General features: G+C 45.1%; 2 protein-coding genes. One reads left to right on the top strand and one right to left on the bottom strand.

Annotation, left to right across the window (positions count from 1 at the left end):
- The first annotated feature begins 102 nt into the window (after positions 1-102).
- Positions 103-567 carry a hypothetical protein gene (locus R7F67_RS24750; protein ID WP_086459090.1) on the top strand — a complete coding sequence of 155 codons (465 nt, stop codon included), beginning with the start codon at positions 103-105 and terminating at the stop codon, positions 565-567.
- A 67-nt stretch (positions 568-634) separates the two neighbouring features.
- On the opposite strand, the gene R7F67_RS24745 is transcribed toward R7F67_RS24750, so the two are convergent.
- Positions 635-1,111 (bottom strand): winged helix-turn-helix domain-containing protein (locus R7F67_RS24745; RefSeq protein ID WP_318057523.1); only part of this gene is annotated, 477 nt, incomplete at its 5' end.

Raw genomic sequence — 1,111 nt, 5'->3', positions numbered from 1 at the left:
CGGCATGGTGGGAAAATATTTCTGACTGGGTCGAAGAGATAAAGAATGAATACCAAAACGATATTCAGGTACTCAAAAGTTGGTTAGATCAAAGGAAATAACATGAAGAAACTTGCACCCGTAGCCTTACTTATTGCATCGCTCGTAGGTTGTAGTTCTGTTCCTCAAGTGAACTGGCAACAAGGCAGCCAAATTACGATGAATCAGGTGAATGTTGAACTAAAGAGCAATCTTTGGGTGAACTTAATGCCTGCGATTGAGGAAGAACCTGTGCAAGACGTTCAAGAGTTGAGTATTCAAGGTGCTTTGTATCTGGAAGGCGACAAACAGCTGCCTGCGAATTTGACTGCTGAGGCTCTGATTATAAAGCAGGGTACTACCGAGTGGATGATTGATGGTGGGGACTTGGAAACTCGCACTCACAGCGAAAATCAGTGGGAAGTGACGTTTACTTGGCAAGTTGAAGCCGATACAGATAAATCCGTCGATTTGGCGTTGCTGCTTGATGATGCGGGTAAACAACGTTGGCTTGTTGAAAAGTACGTGAAGATAAACAAGGTTTATTAGTTTCTTTCCCGCATAGAAAAAGGGCTTGCTCCAATGAGCAAGCCCTTCGTATTTCTAGCAGACTGAATTAGTCTTCTAAGTCACCACAGAAGCGGTAGCCTTCACCGTGGATAGTCGCGATGATTTCTGGCGTACCAGATACTGATTCGAAGTGTTTACGAATTCGGCGAATCGTTACGTCGACAGTACGGTCATGTGGTTTAAGCTCACGTCCAGTCATCTTCTTAAGAAGATCAGCACGTGTTTGGATCTTACCTGGGTTCTCACAGAAGTGCAGAAGTGCACGGAATTCAGAACGAGGCAGTTTGTAGCTATCGCCAGCAGGGCTCACTAGTGAGCGGCTGTTAATATCTAGCACCCAACCGTTGAATTCGTATTTTTCTACTGAGCGCTTTTCTTCTTGAACTGCGTTAGTGCTCATTGAGCGGCTTAGCAGGTTGCGCGCACGAATAGTCAATTCACGTGGGTTGAATGGTTTAGTGATGTAGTCATCAGCACCAATTTCAAGACCTAGGATCTTGTCTACTTCATTGTCGCGGCCTGT

This window comes from Vibrio sp. YT-17 (assembly GCF_033337375.1).
Lineage (GTDB): Bacteria > Pseudomonadota > Gammaproteobacteria > Enterobacterales > Vibrionaceae > Vibrio > Vibrio alginolyticus.
The sequence above is the reverse complement of the archived record's forward strand: the minus strand, read 5'-3'. Positions and strand labels throughout refer to the sequence as shown.

Excerpts from the sequence above, each read along its gene's own strand:
- R7F67_RS24750 (WP_086459090.1), top strand. The coding sequence starts at position 103 with ATGAAGAAACTTGCACCCGTAGCCTTACTTATTGCATCGCTCGTAGGT.